Source organism: Verminephrobacter aporrectodeae subsp. tuberculatae At4 (assembly GCF_000193225.1).
In the GTDB taxonomy this organism is placed as follows: Bacteria; Pseudomonadota; Gammaproteobacteria; order Burkholderiales; family Burkholderiaceae_C; genus Acidovorax; species Acidovorax aporrectodeae.
In genome coordinates, this window is sequence record NZ_AFAL01000764.1 from 1 (window position 1) to 8,102 (window position 8,102).

Consider the following 8,102-nt stretch of genomic DNA (forward strand, 5'->3'; position numbering starts at 1 on the left):
GGCTTTACGGTCAACACCGCCGCAGGCACGACGGCCATCACCGTGAACAGCGCTGTGGTAGACGCAACGGCCAAGACCGTCACGCTGACGCTGAGCCGCGCCGTAGCCGAAACGGAGACGGTGAGCGTCAGCTACACCAAACCCACCGGCAACGGGGTGCGGGACGCTGCCGGCAACAATGCAGCGAACTTCAGCGATAAGACCGTGACCCGTGGCACGCCATCGGACACCACGCCCCCGGTGATCAACGCCGCCACGGTCAACGGCAACCAACTGGTGCTGACCTACACGGAAGCCAACACCCTGAACGCGGCAGCGCTCGCGGGCAACGCAGGCTTTACGGTCAACGTCCACACCACCGCTGGCACGACGGCCATCCTCGTGAGCGGCGCCATGGTGAACGCGACGGCCAAGACCGTGACGCTGACGCTGAGTCGCGCCGTGGCCAACTCTGAGAGCGTGACCGTCAGCTACACCAAGCCCGAATCCGGCAACGTGGTGGAGGACGCTGCGGGCAATGACGCAGCGGACTTCAGCAGTCAGACTGTGACCAACAACACGCCTGCGCCCTCACCTTCCCCTGCGCCCGGGCCCGGGCCCTCACCCTCCCCCGGGCCCTCACCTTCCCCCGCACCCTCCCCAACCCCCCACAAGGAGCCGGATACGGACGGCGACGGTGTGCCCGACGCCCAGGAAAACCTGGCCATCGGCCCCGCTGGTGCCGCACTCGGCGACGGCAACGGAGACAAGGTCCAGGACAGCAAACAGGCCGCAGTCGCCTCGTACAGCGCCACGACAAGCAGCAGTTCCAGCACCTCGGTCACCTTGGTGGCCGATAGCCAGAATGGCAAGGTCAACGCCGACAGCACCGTCCGCATCACCAGTCTGGTGCAAAAGGCGGTCCCGGCCCAGATGCCCCAGGCGCTGGAGACACCGATCGCGCTGACGAGTTTCAAGGCCACGCTGGATGCAGCCGGCAGCAGCGAGACCTTCAGCCTGTACGTGGATCCGAAGCTTGGTGTCAACGGTTACTGGGTGCAGAGCAGCGCTGGCACCTGGGTGAACTTGGCGAGCAGCCCTTACGGCGGCAAGGTGGTGAACGAAGACGGGCGGTTGCGGCTGGACTTTGTGATCAAGGATGGCGGGCCGTTCGACGCCGATAACCAGGCCGACGGCACCGTCACCGCCTCCGGCGCTGCAGCGAAGATGCCGTTGTCCATCACCGGGCAGGCGTCAGACGTGGTGCATGACGGGTTCTGGTTCTGAAGTCATCTCCCCCCGGGCCCATCTTCCTCAAGAGGGGTCATGGGGGGCGTTGACTGTGGCGCAGAACCCGTGTTTTGCCCCGAAAATAGAAGCACAAAATTGGACGGCTGTATTGCACGCCATGGCAAGGCGAAAACCCTCGCGATACCCTTGTGGATAGCGGGGGTTTGCAACGCCTCCATGGCGTGAAGGCGCAGTTTCTTGTGCTGATATTTGCGGGGCAGGATACTGGCCACAGGCGTGCTGGCGATCACTCCGCTCTCTCATTGCATCCAGTGGGCCCGCGCGCGTGCGCCACGGGTTGGGGAACTACCCCGGGCTGAAGTCGGGGGGTGTCTTGTTGACGAACACCGTGGCTACTGTGGCTACTGTGGCGATTGGCGGCTCTGGTGCGAGTCCGCTGGTATCAGCGATCTCGATGGCAGTCAAGGCATTGGCTTTGGCGATTTGAACGCCGCTATCGAAGCGGCCCGAGCCGGCCAGGGATTCTCCCCGGTGCGCCGCACGCTGGTGCAGGCTGGCTTCCCGCCACGCCTGCTGCCCGCCGAGGCTCCGCTACTGCGCACGCCGCTCGCCTACCGCCTGGTCCATCGTCCGCAGACGGTGGTCCCGAGGGGCGAAGCGATGGGGAAATAAAAAAACGCCAAAAAATCCACCATTTGTTGGGCAGACCATGAGCAAACTGGTCACGTTTGCAATACTTAAAGCCGTATAAAAACCAGACAAGACCGCATGGGCCCCGTCGACGAGCCGGGAGATCCCCATGCAATCGCCGACTCGCCGGACTGCCCCGAAACGCAGCCCCCGCTTCGGCCCCTGCCTGCCACAGCAAGTCGCCCGGCGCGATCCATCCGCGGCGGGCAGGGCCAGACCGCTCCAGAAGCCCCGTTTGAAAAAGCCGGCGGCCCCGACCAGGTGCCGAGCGCTGCGCTGCGCTTGGCAAGGGGGCTCGCGGCAGTCTGCGGCATCAGGCCCGCCGGGCACGTCCCAAGCAGCCCATCGATTCCGGCCGTCGCTTTGAACCGCTTGGCTGCTGCCTGCTGCCGACCCGGATGCAGCGCCGCCGGGCGGGACGAGGAACGACGACGCGCCGCTGTCGAGCGCCAGCGCCGGTCCACGCCACGGGTTGGTCAAGCAAGGAGCACGACGGATCCAACGCATAAAAATTAAACAGGTATTAAACATTCTGAGAAATGTCGGGTTACACTGTTGACGTTTTAATTTGTCATTAATTGTTGTGTTGACGCACCGATACCTTCTTCTGCAGGCCTTGCTCCTGACGCAGTGGAGTCGGCTTTGCCCTGCCGGCCGGACCGCTGCGCAGGGCTACAGCGCCAGCTGCATCGTCCTGCCCTCCGGCGTTGGCGAGGGGGCCAACGCAACCGCCGTCAGCCCCGGTGCCGGTGGCCACAGCGACACGGGAGGGTCCGCACTGCCGGCGGGCTCCGGCAGCGCCCAAGCGCGCAATGGCGCACCCCGGGATCCGTGTCCGGCGCGTCGTCGCCATGGGAAGGACCGCCACCCTGGCTCCCAACCCCCGTGCCGTGGCCGGAAGAGAATTTGCCGAGCCGGTGGCGGGCGCCGAGTGCGCACTCCAAGACCACCGACCAAAGCACCGTGCCCACGGGCAGGGCCGCCACCCCGGTGCCGAGCCGCACCGGGGTCAGCGGTGAGACGCCCAGACACCCGGCGCGTGCGCCGCCGCATCGCCCGCCTGAAGCAGCACAAACCAAGGGCTCTTCTGTCCACAAGGCAGAGGAGCCCAAACCCCAGCCAACACACATTTTCACCACCGAAGGAAACCCATCATGCTTGACACTGCAACACTGCCCGCGACAGCCGACACCACTTCCCCGGTGGACAGCAGCGAGCTCGACGTCCATATCACGCTGGCCGACAGCGCGCTCACTGCGGGCGAGACCACCACCGTCACCTTCACCTTCAACAAGCCCGTCAACGGCTTTGACGCCAGAGACATCGTGTGCCCCAACGGCACGCTGAGCGCGCCCACGGCGAACGCCGAGCGCACGGTCTGGACGAGCACCCTCACGCCCACGGCCAACGTCAACGCCCCGTCGAATACCATCCACGCAGACCTCACCGGGGTGACCGACGACGCGGGCAACGCCGGCGAGTGGGAAGTCAGCAGCGCCAACTACTCCGTGGACACCCGGCCCGCAGCAGGTGCCGCGCCCCAGGTGGACAGCAGCGAGCTCGACGTCAATATCACGATCGCCGACAGCGTGCTCACCGCGGGCGAGACCACCACCGTCACCTTCACCTTCAACAAGCCCGTCAACGGCTTTGACGCCAGAGACATCGGGTGCACCAACGGCACGCTGAGCCTGCCAACGGCGAACGCCGAGCGCACGGTCTGGACGGCCACCCTCACGCCTACGGCCAACGTCAATGCCGGGGCGAATGTCATCCACGCAGACCTCACCGGGGTGACCGACGACGCGGGCAACGCCGGCGGGTGGGAAGCCAGCAGCACCAACTACTCCGTGGACACCCGGCCCGCAGCAGGTACCGAGCCCTCGGTGGACAGCAGCGAGCTCGACGTCAACATCACGATCGCTGACAGTGCGCTCACCGCGGGCGAGACCACAACAGTCACCTTCACCTTCAACAAGCCCGTCAACGGCTTTGACGCCAGAGACATCGGGTGCACCAACGGCACGCTGAGCCTGCCAACGGCGAACGCCGAGCGCACGGTCTGGACGGCCACCCTCACGCCCACGGCCAACGTCAACGCCGGGGCGAATGTCATCCGCGCAGACCTCACCGGGGTGACCGACGACGCGGGCAACGCCGGCGAGTGGGAAGCCAGCAGCGCCAACTACTCCGTGGACACCCGGCCCGCAGCAGATACCGCAGCCCCGGTGCTCAGCAGGGGACCCACCGCCGAGATCACGATGACCGACACGACGCTGGGAATCGGAGAAGTCGCTACGGTCACCATCCGCTTCTCCGAAAAAGTCCTCGGCCTGACCCTCGACGACATCGCGGTGTCCAGCAGTTCGCCAACCAGGGGCACGCTGAGCGACTTGGCCAGCGACGATGGCGGTCAGACTTGGACCGTCAAACTGACACCGACCGACTACAGCGAATCCAACGGGCGCAAAGCGGAAGGCAACACGATCGTTTTGCGTCAGAACAGCGTGACGGACCTGGCGGGTAACCAGGGTCCGGGACATGACGTATACAGCTCCGCCTACACCGTTGACCACGCCGCACCTGGCCTGGCGTGGTCCGGCCACATCACCTACGCGCCGGGAGAGACGAACAACACCCTCAGCGCCGGTGAAACAGCCACCGTCACCTTGACCTTCACCGAAGCAGTGAGGAACTTGAACGCCGGCCACATACTTTCCTTCACCTACAACGCGGACGGCTCCGTGAATTGGTTGGGCGCTGCGGGCGGTACGCTGTCGAACCTGGTCTCCACCGACGGTGGCACCACCTGGACCGCCACACTCACCGCCCCGACGGCCAGCACCACGCTCGCCAACGTCAGGCTGGGCGTATATATGGGCTCAGTGACCGACGAATCGGGCAACGCGGGCGCCGACGAGCTGGTATACCCCAGCCCCATCAGCTACAACATCGATACCGCCAGCAGGGGCCCACCGCCAAGATCACGATGACCGACACGACGTTGGGAATCGGAGAAGTCGCTACGGTCACCATCCGCTTCTCCCAAAAAGTCCTCGGCCTGACCCTCGACGACATCGCGGTGTCCAGCAGTTCGCCAACCAGGGGCACTCTGAGCGATTTGGCCAGCAACGATGGCGGTCAGACTTGGACCGTCAAACTGACACCGACCGGCTACAGCGAATCCAACGGAAGCAAAGTGGGCGGCAACACGATCGTTTTGCGCCAGAACAGCGTGACGGACCTGGCGGGTAACCAGGGCCCGGAGCATGACGTATACAGCTTCGCCTACACCGTTGACCACGCCGCGCCTGACCTGGCGTGGTCCGGCCACATCACCTACGCGCAGGGAGAGACGGACAACACCCTCAACGCCGGCGAAACAGCCACCATCACCTTGGTCTTCACCGAAGCAGTGAGGAACTTGAACGTCGGCCACATACTTTCCTTCACCGTCAACGCTGACGGCTCCGCGAATTGGTTGGGCGCTGCCGGCGGCACGCTGTCGAACCTGGTCTCCACCGACGGGGGCACCACCTGGATCGCCACACTCACCGCCCCGACGGCCAGCACCACGCTCACCAACGTCAGGCTGGGCGTGCATATAGCCCCAGTGACCGACGAATCGGGCAATGCGGGCATCGACGGGTGGATATACCCCAGCCCCATCAGCTACAACATTGATACCACCACCGTCTACGGCACGTATCCCGCAGATACCGAGGTCCCGGAGTCGGTGGAGATACCCGGATTCATCGCCACCGATGGCACGGACCCCGCAGAGACCGAGGACCCGGAGCTCAGCAGGGGGCCCACCGCCAAGATCACGATGACCGACACGATGCTGGGAATCGGAGAAGTCGCTACGGTCACCATCCGCTTCTCCAAAAAAATCCTCGGCTCCACTTTCACTCTCGACGACATCGCGGTGTCCAGCAGTTCGCCAACCAGGGGCACTCTGAGCGACTTGCTCAGCAACGATGGCGGTCAGACTTGGACCGTCAAACTGACACCGACCGGCTACAGCGACTCCAACGGACGCAAAGTGGGCGGCAACACGATCGTTTTGCGCCAGAACAGCGTGACGGACCTGGCGGGTAACCAGGGTCCGGAGCATGACGTATACAGCTTCGCCTACACCGTTGACCACGCCGCGCCTGGCCTGGCGTGGTCCGGCAACATCACCTACGCGCAGGGAGAGACGGACAACACCCTCAACGCCGGCGAAACAGCCACCGTCACCTTGGCCTTCACCGAAGCAGTGAGGAACTTGAACGCCGACCACATACTTCCCTTCACCTACAACGCGGACGGCTCCGCGAGTTGGTTGGGCGCTACCGGTGGCACGCTGTCGAACCTGGTCTCCACCGACGGTGGCACCACCTGGACCGCCACACTCACCGCCCCGACGGCCAGCACCACGCTCACCAACGTCAGGCTGGGCGTGTACATGGGCTCAGTGACCGACGAAGCGGGCAACGCGGGCACCGACTGGCAGGTATACCCCAGCCCCATCAGCTACAACATTGATACCACCACCGTCTACGGCACGCACTTCGCAGATACCGAGGCCCCGGAGCTCAGCAGCGCCACGGTCAACGGCAACCAGTTGGTGCTCCGCTACGCCGACGAGAACAACTTGGACGGGGCAGCGCTCGCGGGCAATGCCGGCTTTACGGTCAGCAGTACCACGGGCACGGCCATCACCGTCACCGGCGCCGTGGCGAACGGGGCGGCCAAGACCGTCACGCTGACGCTGAGCCGCGCCGTGACCAGCGCGGAAACGGTGAACGTCAGCTACGCCAAGCCCGCGACTGGCAGCGTGGTGCAGGACGCGAAGGGCAACGACGCAGCAAACTTCATCGAAAGGGCCGTGACCAACAACACGCCAACAACAGTAACGATCACGGGAGAAGCAGGAAGAGTAGTAGCAGCCGCATCCACGCAAGCAGACACCACGCCGCCGGAACTGGGCAGCGCCACGGTCAATGGCAACCAACTGGTACTCCGCTACACCGAAGAGAACAACCTGGACGGCGCAGCGCTCGCGGGCAACGCAGGCTTTGCGGTCAGCAGCACCCGGGGCACGGCCATCACCGTCACGGGCGCCGTGGTGGACGCGGCGGCCAACACCGTCACGCTGACGCTGAGCCGCGCCGTGACCAAGGAGGAGACGGTGCGCCTCAGCTACACCAAGCCCGCGACCGGCGCCGTGGTGCAGGACGCTGCCGGCAACGACGCGGCGGATTTCAGCGGCCGGGCCGTGACCAACGACACGCCGGCAACAGTAATAACAGGAATAAAAATGGCAGCCGCATCCACGCAAGCAGACACCACGCCCCCGGAACTGGGCAGCGCCACGGTCAACGGCAACCAGCTGGTGCTTCGCTACACCGAAGAGAACAACCTGGACGGCGCAGCGCTCGCGGGCAACGCAGGCTTTGCGGTCAGCAGCACCCGGGGCACGGCCATCACCGTTACGGGCGCCGTGGTGGACGCGGCGGCCAACACCGTCACGCTGACGCTGAGCCGCGCCGTGACCCAGGAGGAGACGGTGAGCCTCAGCTACACCAAGCCCGCGACCGGCGCCGTGGTGCAGGACGCTGCCGGCAACGACGCGGCGGACTTCAGCGGCCGGGCCGTGACCAACGACACGCCGGCAACAGTAATAACAGCAGTAGTACCCGCAGGAAAAGTAGCAGCCGCATCAACAGGGGAAGGGACCACGGCCGATCCGATCGACCTCACGATCACGATCGCCGACAACGCACTCACCACGGGCGAGACCACCACCGTCACCTTCACCTTCAACCAGCCCGTCAACGGCTTTGACACCAGCGACATCTCGTGCGGTAGCGGCACGCTGAGCACGCCCACGGCCAACGCCACGCGCACGGTCTGGACGGCCACCTTCACGCCCACGGCCAACACCAACGCCCCGACGAATGTCATCAACGTGGATCTCGCCAGGGTAACCAACGACGCTGGCAACGTCGGCGAGGGTGACGCCGCCAGCGCCAACTACACCGTGGACACCCGGCCCGCAGCAGACACCACGCCCCCGGTGTTCAGCAGCGCCACGGTCAACGGCAACCAGTTGGTGATCAGCTACACAGAAGCCAACACCCTGGACGAGGCAGCGCTCACGGGCAACGCCGGCTTTACGGTCAGCAGCAGCACGG

The 8,102-nt window shown here is 65.1% G+C and carries 3 protein-coding genes; all 3 read left to right on the forward strand.

Annotation, left to right across the window (positions count from 1 at the left end; translation table 11 throughout):
• A partial coding sequence (locus VTU_RS29195; RefSeq protein WP_010108520.1) for a SwmB domain-containing protein occupies positions 1–1,266 on the forward strand: 1,266 nt, incomplete at its 5' end.
• A gap of 1,808 nt (positions 1,267–3,074) precedes the next feature.
• Positions 3,075–4,913 (forward strand): Ig-like domain-containing protein, encoded by a 1,839-nt coding sequence (locus VTU_RS0121275; protein ID WP_010108523.1) that lies wholly within the window; start codon positions 3,075–3,077, stop codon positions 4,911–4,913.
• Positions 4,910–8,102, forward strand: a 3,193-nt coding sequence (locus tag VTU_RS0121280; protein WP_010108524.1) for a SwmB domain-containing protein, incomplete at its 3' end; no start/stop codon positions are given. The genes VTU_RS0121275 and VTU_RS0121280, both read left to right, overlap by 4 nt.

Coding starts and splice junctions, on each gene's coding strand:
- VTU_RS0121275 (WP_010108523.1), top strand. CDS start 3,075: ATGCTTGACACTGCAACACTGCCCGCGACAGCCGACACCACTTCCCCG.